At 70.7% G+C, this 20,089-nt stretch carries 17 protein-coding genes; 7 read left to right on the plus strand and 10 right to left on the minus strand.

Going from position 1 to position 20,089, the window contains the following annotated elements; all coding sequences use genetic code 11:
• Positions 1 to 117 precede the first annotated feature (117 nt).
• The 7 genes from A8W25_RS10535 to asnB all read left to right on the plus strand — a co-directional run bounded on the left by A8W25_RS10535 (position 118) and on the right by asnB (position 7,954).
• Complete coding sequence (locus tag A8W25_RS10535; protein WP_067158916.1) at positions 118 to 1,014, plus strand: AfsR/SARP family transcriptional regulator; 897 nt, start codon at positions 118 to 120, stop codon at positions 1,012 to 1,014.
• Between the two features lie 256 nt (positions 1,015 to 1,270).
• Positions 1,271 to 2,677, plus strand: a complete 1,407-nt coding sequence (locus A8W25_RS10540; RefSeq protein ID WP_079125948.1) for an aspartate kinase — start codon at positions 1,271 to 1,273, stop codon at positions 2,675 to 2,677.
• A gap of 18 nt (positions 2,678 to 2,695) precedes the next feature.
• On the plus strand, positions 2,696 to 3,535 hold the full coding sequence (locus tag A8W25_RS10545; RefSeq protein ID WP_079125949.1) for a 2-amino-3,7-dideoxy-D-threo-hept-6-ulosonate synthase: 840 nt from the start codon (positions 2,696 to 2,698) through the stop codon (positions 3,533 to 3,535).
• 14 nt (positions 3,536 to 3,549) lie between these two features.
• The gene (griH, locus tag A8W25_RS10550) at positions 3,550 to 4,656 is read left to right on the plus strand and encodes a 3-amino-4-hydroxybenzoic acid synthase (RefSeq protein ID WP_067158917.1); all 1,107 of its coding nucleotides are present in this window, start codon (positions 3,550 to 3,552) and stop codon (positions 4,654 to 4,656) included.
• A 95-nt stretch (positions 4,657 to 4,751) separates the two neighbouring features.
• Entirely contained in the window at positions 4,752 to 5,132 is a 381-nt protein-coding gene (locus A8W25_RS10555) for a tyrosinase family oxidase copper chaperone (RefSeq protein ID WP_067158918.1), read from the plus strand.
• A gap of 25 nt (positions 5,133 to 5,157) precedes the next feature.
• Positions 5,158 to 6,075, plus strand: a complete 918-nt coding sequence (locus A8W25_RS10560; RefSeq protein WP_067158920.1) for a tyrosinase family protein — start codon at positions 5,158 to 5,160, stop codon at positions 6,073 to 6,075.
• Positions 6,076 to 6,094: 19 nt separating this feature from the next.
• Positions 6,095 to 7,954 carry an asparagine synthase (glutamine-hydrolyzing) gene (asnB, locus tag A8W25_RS10565; protein WP_067158922.1) on the plus strand — a complete coding sequence of 620 codons (1,860 nt, stop codon included), beginning with the start codon at positions 6,095 to 6,097 and terminating at the stop codon, positions 7,952 to 7,954.
• Between the two features lie 145 nt (positions 7,955 to 8,099).
• Here asnB and obgE read toward each other — a convergent pair whose 3' ends face one another.
• The 10 genes from obgE to mreC form a co-directional block, all read right to left on the minus strand.
• Entirely contained in the window at positions 8,100 to 9,539 is a 1,440-nt protein-coding gene (obgE, locus tag A8W25_RS10570) for a GTPase ObgE (protein WP_067158923.1), read from the minus strand.
• Between the two features lie 127 nt (positions 9,540 to 9,666).
• Entirely contained in the window at positions 9,667 to 9,921 is a 255-nt protein-coding gene (rpmA, locus tag A8W25_RS10575) for a 50S ribosomal protein L27 (protein WP_049715810.1), read from the minus strand.
• A 14-nt stretch (positions 9,922 to 9,935) separates the two neighbouring features.
• Positions 9,936 to 10,256, minus strand: a complete 321-nt coding sequence (gene rplU / locus A8W25_RS10580) for a 50S ribosomal protein L21 (RefSeq protein WP_015033583.1) — start codon at positions 10,254 to 10,256, stop codon at positions 9,936 to 9,938.
• A gap of 169 nt (positions 10,257 to 10,425) precedes the next feature.
• Positions 10,426 to 11,373 (minus strand): hypothetical protein, encoded by a 948-nt coding sequence (locus A8W25_RS10585; RefSeq protein WP_067158924.1) that lies wholly within the window; start codon positions 11,371 to 11,373, stop codon positions 10,426 to 10,428.
• Positions 11,374 to 11,447: 74 nt separating this feature from the next.
• Entirely contained in the window at positions 11,448 to 13,376 is a 1,929-nt protein-coding gene (locus A8W25_RS10590; RefSeq protein WP_067158928.1) for a TIGR03960 family B12-binding radical SAM protein, read from the minus strand.
• Between the two features lie 86 nt (positions 13,377 to 13,462).
• On the minus strand, positions 13,463 to 14,779 hold the full coding sequence (locus A8W25_RS10595) for a CYTH and CHAD domain-containing protein (RefSeq protein ID WP_067158930.1): 1,317 nt from the start codon (positions 14,777 to 14,779) through the stop codon (positions 13,463 to 13,465).
• A 92-nt stretch (positions 14,780 to 14,871) separates the two neighbouring features.
• A complete protein-coding gene (gene rodA / locus A8W25_RS10600; RefSeq protein WP_067158932.1) occupies positions 14,872 to 16,062 on the minus strand; it encodes a rod shape-determining protein RodA in 1,191 nt (396 codons plus the stop codon).
• Positions 16,062 to 18,263 carry a penicillin-binding protein 2 gene (mrdA, locus tag A8W25_RS10605; protein WP_067158936.1) on the minus strand — a complete coding sequence of 734 codons (2,202 nt, stop codon included), beginning with the start codon at positions 18,261 to 18,263 and terminating at the stop codon, positions 16,062 to 16,064. The genes rodA and mrdA overlap by 1 nt, the downstream gene beginning before the upstream one ends.
• Positions 18,264 to 18,279: 16 nt before the next feature.
• A complete protein-coding gene (gene mreD, locus A8W25_RS10610; protein ID WP_067158937.1) occupies positions 18,280 to 18,963 on the minus strand; it encodes a rod shape-determining protein MreD in 684 nt (227 codons plus the stop codon).
• Positions 18,964 to 18,975: 12 nt separating this feature from the next.
• The gene (gene mreC, locus A8W25_RS10615) at positions 18,976 to 20,058 is read right to left on the minus strand and encodes a rod shape-determining protein MreC (protein WP_079125950.1); all 1,083 of its coding nucleotides are present in this window, start codon (positions 20,056 to 20,058) and stop codon (positions 18,976 to 18,978) included.
• Between the last annotated feature and the right edge of the window lie 31 nt (positions 20,059 to 20,089).

A 20,089-nucleotide genomic window follows, 5' to 3' on the forward strand; every position in this document is an offset into this window, starting at 1 on the left:
CGAAAAGAGCCGCCAGAGGCGGAAAAGCAATGCTAGAACGCCGACTTGGGGAGGGCTCAGCCAATGCAGTCAGCGGGAAACCAAGCATTCACTTTCCGAATACTCGGCCCACTTGAGGTGGAATGCGCGGGCCGGAAGGTCCGTCTGGGCGGATTCAGGCAACAGGCCCTGCTCGCCACGCTCTTACTGGAAGCCGAACACGTCGTACCCATCGAGCGGCTCCTGGAGGCGATCTGGGAGGACACCCCGCCCGCCTCGGCCAAGGGGCAGGTGCGGATCTGTGTGTCCGCGATCCGCCGCCAGTTCGTCGGCGCGGGCGTGGGCGACCTCATCGAGACGCACCCCGCCGGGTACCGCATCCGGCTGCCGAACACCGCGCTCGACCTGGCCCGCTTCGCACACCTGGCGGCGCTCGGGCGCTCGGCCGCCCGCGACAAGCAGCCCGAGCAGGCGGTGGACCTGTTCCGCTCGGCGCTGGCGCAGTGGAAGGGCCCGGTGGCGGCGGGCCTGGAGAGCAGGGTGCTGCGCCAGGCCGCGACCATGCTGCGCGAGGAGCAGCTGTCCGTACTGGAGGAGTGCGTCGACCTGGAGCTCCAGATGGGGCGGCACCGCAAGGTGGTCGGGGAGCTGTACCGGCAGGTCGCCGAGAACCCGTACCGCGAGCAGATGTGCGCCCAGCTGATGCTCGCCCTGTACCGCTCGGGGCGGCAGGCGGACGCGCTGCGGCAGTTCCGTGAGACCCGGACGCTCCTCTCGGCGGAGCTGGGCATCGACCCCGGTGAGTCGCTGCGCACCCTGGAGCGGGCCATCCTGGCCGAGGACCGGTCGCTGGAGGCGCCCAGCCGTCCGGCCCCGGCGGAGCCGGGCCGCACGGCCCCGGTCGCCTCCCTGATCCGGCAGCCCGCACACCGGGCCGTGAAGACGTCCTGGACCGACCACACCCTGGCCATGCGCACCCGGCTGACCAGTTTGCAGCAGGCCAATCTCCGTCTCCAGGCAACGTTGAAACTCTGACGAAATCCGGTGGGCACAGTCCCCACCAGCGATTTCCCCGATGCCCCGTGCCCTTGGCACGGGGCATTTCGCATCCGGTATCGCCGCGCGCCCTGCCGCGATATCCGCGTGAAACCTGGCCGATACGCGTCTCGGGGAGCGTCACCGCCGGTGGGGCCGGACGGGAAAGGCACGGGGATCCGGGAGAAAGGCCTCGCCGAAGCCGCAGGAAAGGACTGCTTCATGGCTCTCTCGAACGGCGGAGGTGACCCCTCGCATGGCGCCCTCGCCGCACGACCCGGCAAGCCCCGGCCCTGACCGCACCGGGCTCGGCCGGACCGGCCCCGAACGCCTCCGTCCCGAAGATCCCGACGGACGCGACGGACGCGACGGACGCGACGGACCCGAACGCCTCGACCGGCGCGGGCCCGTGGTGCACAAGTACGGCGGGAGCTCGCTCGCCACGCTCAAGCAGGTCCGCGCCGTGGCGCAGCGGGTCGCGGCCGCCCGTCGCACCGGCCGCGACGTGGTCGTCGTGGTCTCGGCCCGGGGGAACGCCACCGACCGGCTGCTCCGGCTGACGGAGGCGGTCGGGGCGCCCCCGGCGGGCCGGGAGACCGACCAGCTGCTCGCGACCGGCGAGAGCGCGTCCGCCGCGCTGCTCGCCATGGCGCTGCACCGGACCGGGGTGCGGGCGGTGTCCCTCGTCGGCGCCCAGACCGGCATCCTGGCGACCGGCGCACACGGCCGGGGCGTGATCGTCGCCGTGGACACCGAGGCCATCGACGGGGTGCTCGCCCAGGGCGCGGTCGCGGTGGTCGCCGGGTTCCAGGGGCTGACCGCGCGGCGCGATGTGATCACCCTGGGGCGCGGCGGGTCGGACACCACCGCGGTGGCCCTGGCCGCCGAACTCGGCGCCGCCCACTGCGAGATCTACACCGACGTCGACGGCGTGTTCACCGCCGACCCCCGGGTGCTGCCCGCCGCCTCGGTGCTGCCCGCCGTCGACGTGGACGTGATGGCCGAGATGTCGTTCGCCGGCGCCAAGGTCATGCACGCACGGGCCGTGGAGCTGGCGGCGCTGCGGAAGGTCGACATCCACGTCAAGCACTCCGCACGGCCCGGTCCCGGGACCGTGATCGCCGCCAGGGAAGAGACGAAAGCCGACATGCTCGAATCACCGACGACCGTGACCGGAGTGGTCCTCGACACGGACGTGGCCCGGGTGACCCTGCGCTTCGACGCGGGCGACGCGGACGCGGCCACCGATGTCTTCGCCTTCCTCGCCCGCGAGTCCCTCTCCGTCGACATGGCGGCGCTCTCCGACGAGAGCACGGGCGTGAACATCGGCATCACCCTGCACACCGACGACGTGGAGCCGCTGCGGGACTACCTCTCCCGGCGCCCCGGGCCGCCGGGCCGGGGCATGGAGTCCGACGAGGGGATCACCAAGCTCTCCGTGGTCGGTACGGGGCTGCTCAGCCGGCCCGACAGCACCGCGCGGCTGCTGCGCTGCCTCAAGTCGGCGGCCATCGCGCCCAGTTCGGTCTCCACCTCGCAGATGCGGATCTCGGTGACCGTCCCGGACGACGACGCGGTACGGGCCGCCCGGGTCCTGCACGACGAGTTCGGGCTCGCCGCACTCAACGCCGGGACGGGTTTCACCGCGCCCGTGCCCGCCTGATCCGACAGAGGAGGTTCGATGATGTTGCACCATTCCTTCGCACGGCAGTTGCGGCTGCGGCGGATCCACCGCCACGGCGGCGACCGGCTGCTGATCGTCCCGCTGGACCACTCGGTCACCGACGGCCCGCTGACCGGCGGGAACCGTCTGGACCACCTGGTCGGCCAGCTGGCGGACAACGGCGTGGACGCGGTGGTCCTGCACAAGGGCAGTCTGCGGTACGTCGACTCCGCCCGCTTCTCCCGCACCTCGCTGATCGTGCACCTGAGCGCCAGCACCGTGCACGCCCCCGACCCCAACGACAAGTACCTGGTCGCCAGCGTCGAGGAGTGCCTGCGGCTCGGCGCGGACGCGGTCAGCGTGCACGTCAACCTCGGCTCCACCCAGGAGCGGCAGCAGATCGCGGACATGGCCGCCGTGGCGGACGCCTGCGACCGGTGGAACGTACCGCTGCTCGCCATGATGTACCCGCGCGGCCCGAAGATCACCAACCCGCGCGACCCCGCACTGATCGCCCACGCGGCCTCGCTCGCCGCCGATCTGGGCGCCGACATCGTCAAGACCGTCTGCGCCGAGTCGATCGCCGAGATGCGCGACATCACCTCCGCGTCCCCGGTCCCCCTGATCGTCGTCGGCGGCCCCCGGGAGCCCGACGAGACCCGGGTGCTCGCCTACGTGGACGAGGCGCTGCGCGGCGGCGCCAGCGGCGTGGCCATGGGCCGCAACGTCTTCCTCGCACCGGACCCCGGGGCCATGGCCGCCAAGGTCGCCCGGCTGATCCACCCCGTACCGCACGAGGTGGCCGCGCCCAGCGCGGTCCCCGACGCTCTCGCCGTACCGCTGACCACCGTCTCTTAAGAGGAGTTCTCCCCATGAAGCTCAGCTGGCTCGACGCCCGTTCGCTCGGCGAGGCCAAGGAGGCCATCCTCCAGGAGGCCCTGCACTACCGCCTCGAAGGAATCGTCGCCGACGACCCCGCCGACTTCGCGGACCTGCCGCCTACCGTCACCAAGGTCCTCTTCCCGCAGGGCAAGCCGCTCCCGGGCGAGTTCGGGGACGCGTCCGTGGTCATCGTGGACCCGGCCGCGCACGGCATCACCCCCGCCGAACTGGCCATCAAGCACCCGGAGGTGGAGTTCGGGCGCTTCGTGGAGATCGTCGACGCGCCGACCCTTGAGGACGCCTGCGAGTCCGCGCGCACCGAGAAGTGGAGCGTGCTGCTCTTCCGCGACCCCACCAAGATCCCGCTGGAGATCGTGATCGCGGCGGCCGCGCGGGCCACCGGCAGCATGATCACGATTGCCCAGGACGTGGAGGAGGCCGAGATCATCTTCGGTGTCCTGGAGCACGGCTCGGACGGCGTGATGATGGCCCCCAAGGCCGTCGGCGACGCGGCCCACCTCAAGGCCGCGGCCACCGCCGAGGTGCCCAACCTCAACCTGGTCGAGCTGGAGGTGCGCCACACCGAGCACATCGGCATGGGCGAGCGCGCCTGCGTCGACACCTGCACGTACTTCCGCGAGGACGAGGGCATCCTGGTCGGCTCGCACTCCAAGGGCATGATCCTGTGCGTCAGCGAGACGCACCCGCTGCCGTACATGCCGACCCGTCCGTTCCGGGTCAACGCCGGTGCGATCCACTCGTACACCCTCTCCAAGGACGAGCGCACCAACTACCTCAGTGAGCTCAAGGCGGGCAGCAAGGTCCTGGCGGTCGACATCAAGGGCCAGACGCGGCTGGTCACGGTCGGGCGGGTCAAGATCGAGTCGCGGCCGCTGATCTCGATCGACGCGGTGGCGCCGAACGGGCAGCAGGTGAATCTGATCCTTCAGGACGACTGGCACGTGCGGGTGCTCGGACCCGGGGGTGTGGTGTTGAACAGCACCGAGCTGAAGCCGGGCGACAAGGTTCTGGGGTTCCTGCCGAGCGAGGACCGGCACGTGGGTTACCCGATCGACGAGTTCTGCCTGGAGAAGTAGGCGGCCGCTCGGTCGTCGTTCGCAGCCGGTCAGGCAAAACGGGCGCGGCACCGCGGGTGCCGCGCCCTCCCCCACCACCCACAGAGAGGTCCCCCATGCTCAACCGCCGTGATGTCATCAAGCGGGGCGCCGTCGTCGCCACCGTCGCCACCGGGCTCTCGGGAGCCGCGGGGGTCGCCGTGTACGGCGCCCAGGGCGGCTCGGACGGCCCCGCCGTCGCCGCCGCCCCCGGCGACGACCACACCGAGACCTACAAGGGCCGCGTCATCAAGGTCACCCAGGCCGGCGCGGGCCACGCCGTCTCGATCGACGGCAAGCCGCTGCACCTGATGAAGCTCGGCGAGGGCGCCTATCTGAGCGCCCTGTGCCACTACGAGGTCGCCAGGACGCCGCTGCACGCCGCCCGCGCCGCCGTCGACGAGCTGCACGGCGCCAACCTCGTACCGCTCGGCGACGCCTCCCACCACTCCATGTGATTCCGCGAGATTGAGGAACAGGACCATGACGCACGTCCGCAGGAACCACCTGGACATGTCGCGCGGCGAACGGCGGCGGTTCATCAAGGCCGTCGTGGAGATCAAGCGACGCGGGATCTACGACCGGTTCGTCAGGCTCCACGTCGACGTCAACTCCCAGGACTACCTGGACAAGGACACCGGCAAGCGGGTCGGCCACATCAACCCGGGGTTCTTCCCCTGGCACCGGCAGTACCTGATGGAGTTCGAGAAGGAGCTGCGCCGGGTCGACCCGACGGTGACCCTGCCGTACTGGGACTGGACCAAGGACCAGTCGCCGCACTCGCCGCTGTGGGCCGACGACTTCATGGGCGGCGACGGGCGGCCCTCCGACGGCATGGTGATGACCGGGCCGTTCGCCTACCCCAACGGCTGGCTGCTCAAGGTCAACGTGCAGCCCGAGGGCGACGAGAACCCCGCGCTCAACGGCCACTACACCGTGGACGACCGCAAGTTCCTGATCCGCCGCATCGCCCAGAAGATGCCCTCGCTGCCCTCGCCGGAGCAGTTGCGGCAGACGATGGACCTGCCGGTCTACGACTGCCCGCCGTGGAACTACACCTCCGGCAGCCAGCCGCCGTACAACAGCTTCCGCAACCACCTGGAGGGCTACACCAACTTCGCCTGGGAGCCCCCGGCGGGGAAGCTGCACGGCGCCGGCCACCAGTGGGTGGGCGGCCACATGATGTACATCTCCTCCCCCAACGACCCGGTCTTCTTCCTGCACCACTGCTTCATCGACAAGATCTGGGCCGACTGGCAGACGCTCCACCCGGACGTGCCGCACTACCTGCCGCAGGAGCCGACGCCCGAGGTCGCGGACCCGAGCACCCCGCTGTTCCCGTGGCACACCAAGACCGTCGCCGAGGTCGTCGACCACCGCCGGTACTACACCTACGCCTGACGAGAGGGGGGCCAAAGACATGTGCGGTATAGCGGGCTGGGTCGGTTACGGCCACGACGTCACCCGGCACGAGGACAGCGCCCGGGCCATGACCGCCACCATGGTCTGCCGAGGACCCGACGCGGGCGGGGTGTGGACCGGACGGCACGTCGCCCTCGGCCACCGGCGGCTGGCCGTCATCGACATCGAGGGCGGCAGGCAGCCGATGGCCGCCGGGTTCGGCGTCGCCCCCGAGGCGGTCGTCACCTACAGCGGCGAGGTCTACAACTACCGGGAGCTGCGCGCCGAGTTGAGCGCCCGGGGCCACCGTTTCCGCACCAACAGCGACACCGAGGTGGTGCTCCAGGCGTATCTGGAGTGGGGTGACGCCTTCGTCGAGCGGCTCAACGGCATGTTCGCCTTCGCCCTGTGGGACACCCGCACCGAGGAACTGGTCCTGGTGCGCGACCGGATGGGCGTCAAACCGCTCCTGTACTACCCCACCGACGACGGGGTGCTCTTCGGCTCCGAGCCCAAGGCCATCCTCGCCCATCCGCTGGCCGAGGCGGTCGTCGACGCCGAGGGCCTGCGCGAGGTGTTCGGTCTGACCATGACGCCCGAACACGCCGTGTACCGGGGGATGTACGAGGTGCGGCCCGGCAGCATGGTCCGGCTCTCGCGGCGCGGACTGCGCAAGACGCGGTACTGGCAGCTGGAGTCGCGCCCGCACACCGACGACCTGGACACCACCGTCGGCACGGTCCGCGAGATCCTCGACGACACCGTGCGCCGCCAGCTCGTCTCCGACGTACCGCTGTGCTCGCTGCTCTCCGGCGGCCTCGACTCCAGCGCGGTCACCGCGCTCGCCGCCCGGGCCCTCGCCGAGGAGGACGGCGGACGCATCCGCACCTTCTCCGTCGACTTCACCGGCCACGCCGAGCGGTTCGAGGCCAACGCGGTGTGGGAGGCGCCGGACGCGCCGTTCGTGAAGGAGGCCGTAGCCCACATCGGCACCGATCACGAGGACATCGTCCTCGACAACGCGCAGCTGCTCACGCCCGAGGTGCGCGGCGCGGTCCTGCGGGCGCTCGACCTGCCCACGGTCACCGGTGACATGGAGTACTCGCTGTATCTGCTCTTCCAGGCGGTACGGGCCCGCTCCACGGTCGCCCTGTCCGGCGAGTCCGCCGATGAACTCTTCGGCGGCTACAGCCACTTCCACGACCCCGAGGCGGTCTCCTCGGCCACCTTCCCCTGGCATCTGCCGTACCGCCGGGCGGGCGGCCAGGACGCCCTGCGCACCACGGGCCTGTGGGACCGCCTCGACCTCGGCGCCTATATCGACCAGCGCTACAAGGAGTCGATCGCGGACGTCCCGGCCCTGCCCGGTGAGAGCCCGCAGGAAGCACGGATGCGCGAGATCAGCCATCTGCACCTCACCCGCTTCGTCAACTTCCTGCTCGACCGCAAGGACCGCATCAGCATGGCGGTGGGCCTGGAGGTCCGCGTCCCGTTCTGCGACCACCGGCTCGTCGAGTACGTCTTCAACACCCCCTGGGCGATGAAGACCTTCGACGGCCGCGAGAAGAGCCTGCTGCGCGCCGCGACCCAGGACGTGCTGCCGCGCTCGATCGTGGAGCGCAAGAAGAGCCCGTACCCCTCCACCCAGGACGTCCAGTACGAGATCTCCCTGCGCGACCGGATCGCGGCCCTGGCCTCGGGCGACTCCGCGGTCCTGGAACTGGTCGACCCGAAGGGGCTGCGGCGCCTCCTGGACCGGCCGGTGGGCTCGTACTCCATCGGCGGGCCCTACAGCGGGCGCGCGGTCATGGAGCGGCTGATCGACCTGGACGCGTGGATCCGCGACTACGGCATCCGCTTCGTGCCCGAGGCGGGCTGAGGTGTCCGGACCCGCGATAGGCCGCCGGGCGGTGCTCGCGGCCTCGGCGGCGGCCGCCGTGGCGGGCGCGGCGCCGGCCCTGGGTTGCTCGCGCAGTTCCCCGCGCCCCTGGGCACCCCACCCGCAGCCGGACCGAGCCGACCGGCTAGAACGGCTTGAAGTCGTCGTACTCCTGCTGCGCCTCGTCGCGCTCCGCGTCGCGGTCGCGACGGCGCTGCGCGGCGGGACGGGGGGCCTCCAGGCGGTGGTCCTCGCCACGGCGGCCGAGCATCTCCGCGCCCGCCATCATCGTCGGCTCCCAGTCGAAGACGACCGCGTTCTCCTCGGGGCCGATGGCCACGGCGTCGCCCGCGCGGGCGCCCGCCTTCATCAGCTGGTCCTCGACGCCGAGACGGCTGAGGCGGTCGGCGAGGTAGCCGACGGCCTCGTCGTTGTTGAAGTCGGTCTGGCGGATCCAGCGCTCCGGCTTCTCGCCGCGCACCCGGTAGACCTCGGCCGCCTCGTCGTAGATGACCGTGAAGCCCGCGTCGTCGACCGCCTTGGGGCGGATCACGATCCGGGTGGCCTCCTCGACGGGCTTGGCGGCACGCGCCTCGGCCACGATCTTCGCCAGCCCGAAGGAGAGCTCCTTCAGACCGGTGCGGGCGACCGCGGAGACCTCGAAGACCTGGTAGCCGCGCTCCTCCAGATCGCCGCGGATCATGTCCGCGAGGTCCTGGCCGTCCGGGATGTCGATCTTGTTGAGGACGACGATACGGGGCCGGTCGTCGAGCCCGCCGTACTGCTTGAGCTCGGCCTCGATGATGTCGAGGTCGGAGACCGGGTCGCGGTCGGACTCCAGGGTGGCGGTGTCCAGGACGTGCACCAGCACCGAGCAGCGCTCGACGTGCCGCAGGAACTCCAGGCCCAGGCCCTTGCCCTGGCTGGCGCCGGGGATGAGGCCGGGGACGTCCGCGATGGTGTAGACGGTGGAGCCCGCGGTGACCACGCCGAGGTTGGGGACCAGGGTGGTGAACGGGTAGTCCGCGATCTTCGGCTTGGCGGCGGAGAGCACCGAGATCAGCGAGGACTTGCCGGCGCTCGGGTAGCCGACGAGGGCCACGTCCGCGACGGTCTTGAGCTCCATGACCACGTCACGGGCCTCGCCGGGCTCGCCGAGCAGCGCGAAGCCGGGGGCCTTGCGCCGGGCGGAGGCGAGCGCCGCGTTGCCGAGGCCGCCGCGACCGCCCTGGCCGGCGATGAAGGTGGTGCCCTGGCCGACCAGGTCGGCGAGCACGTTGCCGTCCTTGTCGAGGACGACGGTGCCGTCCGGGACCGGCAGGACCAGGTCCTGGCCGTCCTTGCCGGAGCGGTTGTCGCCGGCGCCGGGCGCACCGTTGGTGGCCTTGCGGTGCGGGCTGTGGTGGTAGTCGAGGAGCGTGGTCACCGACTGGTCGACGACCAGGATGACGTCGCCGCCGCGGCCGCCGTTGCCGCCGTCGGGGCCGCCGAGCGGCTTGAACTTCTCCCGGTGCACGGAGGCGCAGCCGTGGCCTCCGTTACCCGCGGCGACGTGCAGCTCGACGCGGTCCACGAAGGTGGTCATGGGCTTGCCTCCAGTACGTACGGAATGTCTGTGTAGTGCCGTGTTTCATTAGAAACACGCGAAAGGCGGACCTGCTTCCCGTACGGGGTCCGTACGGGAAGTGAGGTCCGCCTCACGAGAGAACCGGTCAGGCGACCGGAACGATGTTCACGACCTTGCGGCCACGGTGGGTGCCGAACTGCACCGCGCCGGCCTGCAGGGCGAACAGCGTGTCGTCGCCACCGCGGCCGACACCGGCGCCCGGGTGGAAGTGGGTGCCACGCTGGCGGACCAGGATCTCACCGGCGTTGACGGTCTGACCGCCGAAGCGCTTCACACCGAGCCGCTGAGCATTGGAGTCGCGACCGTTCCGGGTGGACGATGCGCCCTTCTTGTGTGCCATGTCTCCTCAGTCCCTTACTTCGCAGCCGCGGGGATGCCGGTGACCTTGATCGCCGTGTACTGCTGGCGGTGGCCCTGGCGACGGCGGTAACCGGTCTTGTTCTTGTACCGAAGGATGTCGATCTTGGCACCCTTGTGGTGGTCCACGACCTCGGCCGTGACCTTGATGCCGGCCAGCACCCACGGGTCGCTGGTGACAGCGTCGCCGTCGACAACGAGCAGGGTCGAGAGCTCGACCGTGTCGCCAACCTTGGCAGTGGAAATCTTGTCAACCTCAACGATGTCGCCGACAGCTACCTTGTGCTGGCGACCACCGCTGCGCACGATGGCGTACACGCGGATCTCTCTCTCGCTCGGAACGGAAACCCCTGAAGCCAGCCGCGTCACACGGGCGGGCCCGTGATGATCCGGAATGGACGAGCGGCCTCTCCCCACGACCGCGAACGGTCGCCGGGAGGGAGGTGCTCAGAGGCGGGCGCGCATGGAAACACGCCGACGGTCAAGGTTACGGGCCGCTTTCCCACGGGTCAAACCAGGGATCTCCCCCGGCGCCCCGCCCCCGCTGTCCCGGGCCCGGGGCCCGGGACAGCGGGGCCCGGCCCGCCACGGCCGCCGCCCGGGCCGCCGGGGCCCACAGGGTGTCCCGCACCCAGTGCAGCACCGGCGCGCACAGGGTCCGCCACACCCAGCGCACGGGCCTGCCGACGAGTTGCCGGCCGAGCCACTTCAGGCGGCGTCCGACGGCCCGCGAAACATGCCCGGCGATCCGCCAGGCGTGCCCGAACGCGGCGGCGACCTCGCGGGCGACGACGGCGACGGCGTGCCCGATCGGCGTCAGCACCCATCGGTAGAACCACCCGACGGGTACCACAAACAAGATCAAACCCACTCGAACGAGGGCGGTCCCGATCACGGAGAGGACCACACCGATCCCCCGCCCGATCCAGCGCAGGCCCGCCCACACCCGGGCGCCGGCCCAGCCGAGCCCGATCCCCATCCCGGAGCCGAGCCAGGCGATCCCGGCCCACACACCGGAGACGACCCACCCGACGGCCGACCCCACGGCGGCGACGACCCGCCGGACTCCGCGCGCCACCCAGGCGATCCCGTGCCCCAGTGGGGTCAGCAGACGGCGGTAGAGCCATGCCGCCGGGACGGCCACCCCGTACCGCCACAGCCAGGCCAGCGGGGTGACCACGAGCACCCGCCCGACCCAGGCCAGGCCGCGGCCCAGATACGTGAGCGGGACCACGATCAGCGTGCGGCCCAGCCAGGCCAGTGCGCGTCCCAGCGGGCGCAGCGCCGTGCGGTGGACGGCGCGGGCCGTCGCCGTGACCGCGTCCCAGACCAGCCGGATCGGGACCACCAGCACCAGGACCACGATCCGTACCGGGATGCGGATCGCGACGGTCAGACAGCCCTCGGGCTGTCTCGGCGGCTGCTGGAGTTCCATGTACGTCAAGACGCGGCAAAGGCCCCGCATCGTTGCGATGCGGGGCCCGCCGTGATCAACCGGTGATCGAGTGGTTACTTCACGACCGTCAGCGGCAGCAGCTTCTTGCCGGTCGGGCCGATCTGGATCTGGGTGTCCATCTGCGGGCAGACACCGCAGTCGAAGCACGGCGTCCAGCGGCAGTCCTCGACCTCGGTCTCGTCGAGCGAGTCCTGCCAGTCCTCCCAGAGCCAGTCCTTGTCGAGACCGGAGTCCAGGTGGTCCCAGGGCAGGACCTCCTCGTACGTGCGCTCGCGCGTGGTGTACCAGTCGACGTCCACGCCGTACGCCGGCAGGGTCTTCTCGGCGCAGGCCATCCAGCGGTCGTAGCTGAAGTGCTCGCGCCAGCCGTCGAAGCGGCCGCCGTCCTCGTAGACGGCGCGGATGACCGCGCCGACGCGGCGGTCGCCGCGCGAGAGGAGGCCCTCGACGATGCCCGGCTTGCCGTCGTGGTAGCGAAAGCCGATGGAGCGGCCGTACTTCTTGTCGCCGCGGATCTTGTCGCGGAGCTTCTCAAGACGCGCGTCGGTCTGCTCGGCGGAGAGCTGCGGGGCCCACTGGAACGGGGTGTGCGGCTTGGGCACGAACCCGCCGATGGACACCGTGCAGCGGATGTCGTTCTGGCCGGAGACCTCGCGGCCCTTGGCGATCACGTTGACCGCCATGTCGCCGATCTGGAGGACGTCCTCGTCGGTCTCGGTGGGCAGGCCGCACATGAAGTACAGCTTCACCTGGCGCCAGCCGTTGCCGTACGCGGTCGAGACCGTACGGATCAGGTCCTCTTCCGAGACCATCTTGTTGATGACCTTGCGCATGCGCTCGGAGCCGCCCTCGGGGGCGAAGGTCAGACCGGAGCGACGGCCGTTCCTGGTCAGCTCGTTGGCGAGGTCGACGTTGAAGGCGTCCACGCGGGTGGAGGGCAGCGAGAGGCCGATCTTGTCCTCGGTGTACCGGTCCGCGAGGCCCTTGGCGATCTCACCGATCTCGGTGTGGTCGGCGCTGGACAGGGACAGCAGGCCGACCTCCTCGAAGCCGGTGGCCTTCAGGCCTTTCTCCACCATCTCGCCGATGCCGGTGATGCTTCGCTCCCGCACGGGGCGCGTGATCATGCCGGCCTGGCAGAAACGGCAGCCGCGGGTGCAGCCGCGGAAGATCTCGACGGACATGCGCTCGTGGACGGTCTCCGCGAGCGGCACGAGCGGCTGCTTCGGGTAGGGCCACTCGTCGAGGTCCATCACGGTGTGCTTGCTGACCCGCCACGGCACGCCCGACTTCTTCGGGACGACACGGCCGATGCGGCCGTCCGGCAGGTACTCCACGTCGTAGAAGCCCGGCACATACACATTGCCGGTCCTGGCGAGGCGGAACAGGACTTCCTCGCGGCCGCCGGGGCGGCCCTCGGCCTTCCAGCCCCGGATGATCTCGGTCATGTCGAGGACGGCCTGCTCGCCGTCGCCGATGACCGCGCAGTCGATGAAGTCCGCGATCGGTTCGGGGTTGAAGGCCGCGTGGCCGCCCGCGAGGACGATCGGGTCGTCGATCGTGCGGTCCTTGGACTCCAGCGGGATGCCCGCCAGGTCCAGGGCCGTGAGCATGTTGGTGTAGCCCAGCTCGGTGGAGAAGCTGAGGCCGAACACGTCGAAGGCGCCGACGGGGCGGTGGCTGTCCACGGTGAACTGGGGCACGCGGTGCTCGCGCATCAGCTCCTCCATGTCCGGCCACACGCTGTACGTGCGCTCGGCGAGGACGCCCTCGCGCTCGTTCAGCACCTCGTAGAGGATCATGACGCCCTGGTTGGGCAGCCCGACCTCGTACGCGTCCGGGTACATGAGCGCCCAGCGCACATCGCAGCTTTCCCACGGCTTGACCGTGGAGTTCAGCTCACCGCCGACGTACTGGATCGGCTTCTGCACATGCGGGAGCAGGGCTTCGAGCTGTGGGAAGACGGACTCGGCGGCAGTCATCTCGACGAACTTTCGTGAGCTGGCAGGGGGCGACTCTCTAGCGTAACCCGCTCACGAGGTGCCCCCGGCCGCTCCGGTCCCCCGGCTCAGGCCCGCAGCCGCTCGCGCAGCTTCGGCCGGGAGGCCTTTCGCCAGACTTCGGGCAGCTCGCGCTCGCGGTCGGCCGCCGCCGCCACCTCCCGCCCGTACAGAAGTCCCCAGGTGAACGCGGACTCGCCGGCCAGATGGGCCTGGACCGCCAGACCGCGCAGGGCCTCGCGGGCCACCACGCTGTCCTGGTGGTCGCCCAGGACCGTCTGCACCGCCTTCATCCTCTGGGCGAACCTCTTGGCGGGGGCGCCGAGCGCGGGCCTGGCGGCCTCGGCGGCGTACCGGGCGCGCTTGGCGGCCTTGCGGGCCTCGTGCATGGCCAGGTCGCGCGGCTCGCCGGGGTCGAGCTCCAGGGCGTGCGCTATCCGGCCCGCCAGCCGGTCGTAGTCCTTGAGCACCGCCTTGGGCACCACCTCGGTGACCGGGCGCCGGGCCGCCGGGCGCAGCGGCGGGCCCTCAAGGAGCGCGTCCAGGGTGTCGAGCAGGACGAGGTAGCGCTTGCTGTCGAGGACGGCGATGGTCTTGCGGCGCGAGCCGGAGCGGCGGGCGACGCTCCAGATCCGCAGCCGTCCGCGGACCGGTCCGAGCACCAGGGGGCGGGGCAGGGCGGCGATGCGGCTCTGGAGGCGTTCGGTGAGCACCTCCTGGTCGCGGTCGACGCCGAGTTCGCCCGCGAGCCATTTGAGCTCCTCGCCGACGGGGTCGGTGACGGTCCGGTCGAGGACCTTGCCGTACGACTTGAAGGCGCTGCGCAGCCGGCGGGTGGCGACGCGCATCTGGTGGACGGAGTCGGGCAGGTCGCGCCGGACGGCGGGGTCGAGGTCGACCAGGGCGTCGCGCTGGGCGCGGAGGTAGTCGAGGACGTGGTCGCCCGCGGTGGCCTTTCCCTCGGCGCGCACGGCGGCGGGCTTCGGCTCCGGGAGGTCGGGTACGGCCGGGGCCGTCTCGGCCATGGCCCGGGCCAGCTTCGAGGCGCTGCGCGAGGGGCGCAGGCCCGCCTTGCGCAGCCGCTTCTCGACGAGGTCGAGGACGGCGGCGGCCGGGGAGAGGGGGGCGCGGATCTCGTCGCGGATGCCGGTGGCGACCGGGAACTTCAGGTGCCAGCCCGCGTCGTCGCCGCCGGTCCTGCGGCGCAGGGTGAGGGAGTCCGCGGCCAGGCGCAGGTCCCGGGTGTCGTAGTAGACGGCGTCCAGTTCGGCCACGCCCTTGTCGGCGACGCTCGCGACCCCCGTGACCTTGGTGAGGTCGGGGAGCCGGACGTCGTCACCGGTGGCTTCGTACTTCCGCTCGATCTCGCGCTTCGTCTCCGCCATGAATTGAATCTAGACGCGAAACGGGGCCCTAGACAGAGCGCCGGACCGGCCATCGCGGCCGGTCCGGCATCCTGTGTCGCTCTCGGGCGGTGTCAGGCCGTTATCGGCCGCTGCACTCTGATCGACTGGAGTAGTCCGATCGCCACCCAGACCGCGAACATGGACGACCCTCCGTAGGACACGAAGGGCAGGGGGAGGCCCGCCACCGGCATGATGCCGAGCGTCATCCCGATGTTCTCGAAGGACTGGAAGCCGAACCAGGCGATGATCCCGGCCGCCACGACCGTGCCGTACAGCTCGGTCGTCTCGCGGGCGATGCGGCAGGCGCGCCACAGGACCACGCCGAGCAGGACGAGGATGAGGCCCGCGCCGACGAAGCCGAGCTCCTCGCCGGCGACGGTGAAGACGAAGTCCGTCTGCTGCTCGGGGACGAACTGGCCGGTGGTCTGGCTGCCCTTGAACAGGCCGGTGCCGGTGAGTCCGCCGGAGCCGATGGCGATCCGGGCCTGGTTGGTGTTGTAGCCGACGCCCGCCGGGTCGAGGTTGGGGTTGGCGAAGGCCGCGAAGCGGTTGATCTGGTACTCGTCGAGCAGCCCGAGCGCCGCGACCGCGACCGCGCCCGCCACGCCCGCCCCTATCAGGCCGAGCACCCAGCGGTTGGAGGCCCCGGAGGCGAGCAGCACGCCCAGAATTATGATCACGATGACCATGACCGACCCGAGGTCCGGCATCATCATGATGATCAGGATCGGGAGCGCGGCGATGCCCAGGGACTTGAGCACCGTGCGGTGGTCGGGGTGGGCGGTGTCCCCGGCGTCGACGCGCGACGCCAGTATCATCGCCATCCCCAGAATGATGGTGATCTTGGTGAACTCGGACGGCTGGAGCGAGAAGCCGCCGCCGATGATGATCCAGGCGTGCGCGCCGTTGACGGTCGCGCCCAGCGGGGTCAGTACGGCCAGGATCAGCACCACGGACAGCCCGTACAGCACCGGCACCGCGCCCCGCAGGGTGCGGTGGCCCAGCCAGATGGTGCCGATCATCAGGCCGAAGCCGATGCCGGTGTTCATGGCGTGCCGGATCAGGAAGTAGTACGGGTCGCCGTTGTTGAGCTGGGTGCGGTTGCGGGTCGCGGACCACACGAGCAGCGAGCCGATGAACGACAGCGCGAGCGCGGCGAGCAGCAGCCACCAGTCGAGCCGGCGCAGCACCGAGTCGCGCGCGGTGAGCTTGGCGAAGGCGGAGCGCTCCGGCGCGTAGCGCTGGACGGAGAAACCGGCCATCAGTCCCTCCGCCCGCGTCCGCCGTTGCGGTTGTCGGTGTTGGCCGCGGCGAGCTGCTGGTCGCCGGTCTTCTTCTCGGGGACCTTCTGCGAGTCCGGGTCGTACGGCTCGATCTTCGGGGCGTCGATGGAACCGTCGCCCTGGATCTTCGGCAGTGCCTGCTGCGGCTCGGGCAGCAGGGCGCGCTTGAGGTCCTGGGTGCCGGCGTCGTCGAGCCCGTAGAGCGCGTCGTAGATGTTGCGCACGGCGGGGCCGGAGGCGCCGGAACCCGTACCACCCTGCGAGATCGTCATGACGATCGAGTAGTCCTTGGTGTACGTGGCGAACCACGAGGTCGTCTGCTTGCCGTAGACCTCGGCGGTGCCGGTCTTCGCGTGCATCGGGATCTGCTTCTGCGGCCAGCCGCCGAACCGCCAGGCGGCCGTACCGCGGGTGGCGACTCCCGCGAGGGCTTCGTCTATGTCGTCGCGGGTGGCCTGGGACATCGGCAGCTTGCCGTGCGACTTGGGCTTGATCTCCTTGACCGACTTGCCGTCGGCGCTGATCACGGCCTTGCCGACGGTCGGGTCGTAGAGGGTGCCGCCGTTGGAGATCGCCGAGTAGATCGTCGCCATCTGGATGGGGGTGACGAGGGTGTCGCCCTGGCCGATGGAGTAGTTGACCGAGTCACCGGCGCGCATGAGGTTGCCTTCGAGGCAGTTCTCGTACTCGATCTTCTCGACGTAGTCGCCGTCCTTCTTGCCGTGCTTGCACCAGGCGTCCTTGTTGGCCGTCCAGAACCGCTGCTTCCACTGGCGGTCGGGGACCCGGCCGGGGACCTCGCTGGGCAGGTCGATGCCGGTCCTGGCGCCGAGCCCGAAGTCGTGGGCGGTCTTGTAGAACCAGTCGGCGGCGTCCTTCTTGGGCTTCATCCCGCCGTCCTTGAGCCACTGGTCGTGTGCGAGGCCGTAGTACACGGTGTCGCAGGAGACCTCCAGGGCCTGGCCGATGGAGATGTTGCCGTGGCCCTGGGACTCGAAGTTCTTGAAGACCTGGCCGCCCACCGAATACGAGCTGGGGCAGGGGTAGCTGCCGTCGAACGGGTATCCGGCGCGGACCGCGGCCGCCGAGGAGACCACCTTGAAGATCGAGCCGGGGGCGGCCTGGCCCTGGATCGCGCGGTTCAGGAGCGGGTAGTTGGAGTCCTTGCCGGTGAGCGCCTGGTAGTCCTTGGCGGAGATGCCGCCGACCCAGGCGTTCGGGTCGTAGTTGGGCAGCGAGGCCATGGCGACGACCCGGCCGGTCTTGGCCTCCATGACGACGACCGCGCCCGCGTCGGCCTTGTAGTTCTCGTTGGTGTTCTTGTCGAACCCCTTGCGGGCCTCTTCCATCGCGAAGTTCAGCTCGTACTCGGCGACGGCCTGTACGCGTGCGTCTATCGACGTGACGATGTTGGAGCCGGGCTCGGCCTTGTCGCTCTGCGCCTGCCCGATGACGCGGCCGAGGTTGTCCACCTCGTAGCGGGTCACGCCCGCCTTGCCGCGCAGCTGCTTGTCGTAGGTGCGCTCCAGGCCCGAGCGGCCCACCATGTCCGAGCGCAGATACGGCGAGTCGGTGTTCTTCGCCTTGTCGATCTCCTCGTCGGTGACCGGCGAGAGGTAGCCGAGCACCTGGGCGGTGTTGGCCTTGCCCGGCGCGGTGTAGCGGCGCACCGCGGTGGGGTCGGCGGTGATGCCGGGGAAGTCCTCGGAGCGCTCGCGGATCTGCAGGGCCTGCTGGGTGGTGGCCTTGTCGGTCACCGGGATCGGCTGGTACGGCGAGCCGTTCCAGCAGGGCTTGGGCGTCTTGGCGTCGCAGAGGCGGACCTTGTCCATGACGTCCTGCGGCTTCATGCCGAGGACGGCGGCCAGCCGGGTCAGCACCGCCTTGCCCTTGTCGGGCATCTTCGTCAGGTCCGTACGGGAGGCGGAGACCACCAGACGGGTCTCGTTGTCCGCGAGCGGCACCCCGCGCGCGTCCAGGAGCGCCCCGCGCACGGCGGGCTGGACGACCTGCTGCACATGGTTGTTCTTGGCCTCGTCCTCGTACTCCTGCCCGTTGCGGATCTGGAGGTACCAGAGGCGCCCGCCGAGGGTGAGGAGCAGGGAGAAGACGAGGACCTGGATGATGATGAGCCGGATCTGCACCCGGGGGGTGCGTCCCGTCTCGGGGATGTTGCTCACGCCGTGGCCCCCTCGTTCACAGTCGCTTGACGCCCTTGATGCGGCCGGCCCGGGCCGCGCGGTTGCGGGCGGCCTTCACGCGCAGGCCGCCCTTCTGGTTGCCGATCCGCAGCCCGGTGCCGCCGGAGAGCCAGCCCGAGGCGATGCTCGTGCCGTTCTTGGCCGAGCCGCCGCCCCCCGATGTCTCCGCCAGCGGGTCGTTCTCGGCCCGTCTGGCCACCGCCATGATCAGCGGCACCGTGAACGGGGCGAGCAGCAGGTCGTAGACGGCGGCTGTGAACAGCAGGTTCACCAGGCCGACGTGGCGGGCCGCGGTGTCGCCGACGAGGGCGCCCACGCCCGCGTAGAGCAGCGTGGAGCCGATGGCCGCGCAGACCACCACGACCATGGGCCCGGTGGCCGAGCGGAGCCGGCCGTGGTCGGGCTTGGCGAGCCCGGCCGCGTAGCCGACCAGGCAGAGCACCAGGGCGTAGCGCCCGGCGGCGTGGTCGGCGGGCGGGGCGAGGTCGCAGAGCAGTCCGGCGCCGAAGCCGACGAAGGCGCCGCCGAGGTGTCCGTAGACCAGGGCGAGGCCGAGGACGGTCAGCAGCACCAGGTCCGGGACGGCGCCCGGGAGCTGGAGCCGGGCGAGGACGCTCACCTGGACGACGAGGGCGACGACGATCAGGGTGGAGGAGAGGATGACCCTGTTGATGCGCATCTGGATCAGCTCCTACTGGTCGCCGTCGGCGGCGGCGTTGTTCGCGTTGTTCGGATCACCGTTGGGGACGGCGCCGGGTCTCCGGTTGGGATCAGCGTTGGGGTCCGCGTTCGGGTTCCCGTTGGGGTCGCCGTTCGGGATGGGGACGTTCGGGTCGGCCTGGTTGGGGTTGACCGCGTTGCCCGCCGGGGGCGGGGTGACCGTGACGGTCACCGTCGGCGTCGGGGTCGGCTTGGGCTTGGCGGGCAGGACCTGGTCGCGCGGGTCGGTGCGCGGGGCCTGGACGACGACGCCGACGATGTCGAGCTTGGTGAACCCGACGTACGGACGCACATAGACGGTCCGGGTCAGGTCGCCGCCCGAGGGGTCGACCTTGACGACCTCGCCGACCGGGACGCCCGGCACGAACGGCTTGTCGGACTGCGAGCCGAAGGTCACCAGCCGGTCGCCCGCCTTGACCTTGGCCTTGCCGTTGAGCAATTGCACCGACAGCGGCCGGTCGCCCTGGCCGGTGGCGAAGCCCAGCTCGTCGCTGTTCTCCATCCGGGTGCCGACCGTGAAGTCCGGGTCGTTGGCGAGCAGGACGGTGGCGGTGGACGGGCCGACGGTGGTGACCCGGCCGACCAGCCCCTCCCCGTTCAGTACGGTCATGTCGCGCTTGAGGCCGTCGCGCGAGCCGGCGTCGATGGTGACGGTCCAGGAGAAGCCCTGGGCCGCTCCTATGCCGATGACCTGCGCGGCCTTGATGCCGTACTGGCCCTCGCCGGCGGTCTTGAGCATCGCGTCGAGCTGGTTCAGGCGCGAGCGGTTGCGGGCGTCGCTGCCCAGCTTCTGCTTCAGCGCCTCGTTCTCGCGCTGGAGGTCGGCGATCTTGTTGTGCCGCTCCCCCGAGTCGCGCACCGCGCCGATGGCGTTGCCCACCGGATCGACGGCTGCCGCCATGCCGTTCTCCACCGGCCCGAAGACGGTGGCGGCGGCCTGCCGGGCCCCGTCCACCGGTGAATTCTCCCCACCCCGGATGTCGACCGTGATCAGCGCGAACGCTACGGCGATCAGCAGCACCAGGAGCAGCCGGCTCTCTCGTGTGTCCCTCACGTGCGGCGGCCGTGCCTTCCTCGTCGGAATC

Origin of the sequence: Streptomyces sp. ERV7 (genome assembly GCF_001653515.1) — a bacterium.
Taxonomy (GTDB): domain Bacteria; phylum Actinomycetota; class Actinomycetes; order Streptomycetales; family Streptomycetaceae; genus Streptomyces.

What these genes read in the sequence shown, in the direction of transcription:
- rodA (WP_067158932.1), bottom strand. Translation starts at nt 16,062, where the DNA reads ATGGCCGGTTTCTCCGTCCAGCGCTACGCGCCGGAGCGCTCCGCCTTC.
- A8W25_RS10555 (WP_067158918.1), top strand. Translation starts at nt 4,752, where the DNA reads ATGCTCAACCGCCGTGATGTCATCAAGCGGGGCGCCGTCGTCGCCACC.
- A8W25_RS10540 (WP_079125948.1), top strand. Translation starts at nt 1,271, where the DNA reads ATGGCGCCCTCGCCGCACGACCCGGCAAGCCCCGGCCCTGACCGCACC.
- asnB (WP_067158922.1), top strand. Translation starts at nt 6,095, where the DNA reads ATGTGCGGTATAGCGGGCTGGGTCGGTTACGGCCACGACGTCACCCGG.
- obgE (WP_067158923.1), bottom strand. Translation starts at nt 9,539, where the DNA reads ATGACCACCTTCGTGGACCGCGTCGAGCTGCACGTCGCCGCGGGTAAC.
- griH (WP_067158917.1), top strand. Translation starts at nt 3,550, where the DNA reads ATGAAGCTCAGCTGGCTCGACGCCCGTTCGCTCGGCGAGGCCAAGGAG.
- A8W25_RS10545 (WP_079125949.1), top strand. Translation starts at nt 2,696, where the DNA reads ATGATGTTGCACCATTCCTTCGCACGGCAGTTGCGGCTGCGGCGGATC.
- A8W25_RS10595 (WP_067158930.1), bottom strand. Translation starts at nt 14,779, where the DNA reads ATGGCGGAGACGAAGCGCGAGATCGAGCGGAAGTACGAAGCCACCGGT.
- A8W25_RS10585 (WP_067158924.1), bottom strand. Translation starts at nt 11,373, where the DNA reads ATGGAACTCCAGCAGCCGCCGAGACAGCCCGAGGGCTGTCTGACCGTC.
- rpmA (WP_049715810.1), bottom strand. Translation starts at nt 9,921, where the DNA reads ATGGCACACAAGAAGGGCGCATCGTCCACCCGGAACGGTCGCGACTCC.
- mreD (WP_067158937.1), bottom strand. Translation starts at nt 18,963, where the DNA reads ATGCGCATCAACAGGGTCATCCTCTCCTCCACCCTGATCGTCGTCGCC.
- A8W25_RS10560 (WP_067158920.1), top strand. Translation starts at nt 5,158, where the DNA reads ATGACGCACGTCCGCAGGAACCACCTGGACATGTCGCGCGGCGAACGG.
- A8W25_RS10590 (WP_067158928.1), bottom strand. Translation starts at nt 13,376, where the DNA reads ATGACTGCCGCCGAGTCCGTCTTCCCACAGCTCGAAGCCCTGCTCCCG.